Annotated in this window: 1 pseudogene; it reads left to right on the top strand. The window is 31.5% G+C overall.

What is annotated here, in order from left to right:
• Nucleotides 1-320 precede the first annotated feature (320 nt).
• Nucleotides 321-753, top strand: a pseudogene (locus tag FOV68_RS23850) (site-specific integrase); the annotation flags it as partial.

Here is a 753-nt window from a genome sequence, read left to right as displayed (position 1 = left end):
GAATGCTGTGAAAGTTGTCGATAAAAATGGAAAGAATTAAGCGTAAAAATAAGATAAAATTTGCAAAATTCTTTACGGTAATAATGCGAAGTCAGTTATATCAAGCTACGCAGAGTGTTTTTAAGGTATCAGGTAAATAGAAAGCGCCTTATATATACCTTATTAACATTTGGAAAGAATATTTAGTGCCATCCTTTATTGACAGTTATTAAGCGGTATATTAATAAAATATTTTTGCAAAATTATTATAGGTCATTGTTTTTGAATATTTAACCTATACCTGTTTCGCAAAGAATTTAACTGAAAAAAAAGGAGATTTTATGGAAAGATTTGGTATTAAAACGTTTAAAATGAAAAATGGTGAGCGCTATTGCATTATAAAAAACAAGAAAACAGGCATTCCGGTATTTTATCCATGTTTATTTATTACTACACAACTGAGAAATAGTAATGAATCGATAAAAACAATTGAGACTCAGGCAGGGTGTATCACACTTTTTTATCGATTTCTTTTTATACGCAACATAGACATTGAAGAGCGAATTCAAACAGCCAGATTTCTGGATAATAATGAAATTGATCTTCTGCGGGATTTTGTCGGGAAGAGGATGAGAACTGCGAAAGTGATTAATATCAAAGATCATCATCCTGGAGTATGCAGTGCGACAAAGTACATACGGCTTACGACAATAGCAAAATATCTCGAATGGTTGTGTCAGCTAACTATCAAAAATATAGATGATGGCTACATGA

The sequence above is a fragment of the Pantoea sp. paga genome, from assembly GCF_007558755.1.
Taxonomy (GTDB): domain Bacteria; phylum Pseudomonadota; class Gammaproteobacteria; order Enterobacterales; family Enterobacteriaceae; genus Pantoea; species Pantoea agglomerans.
This window is presented reverse-complemented; position numbering and strand designations above follow the sequence as displayed.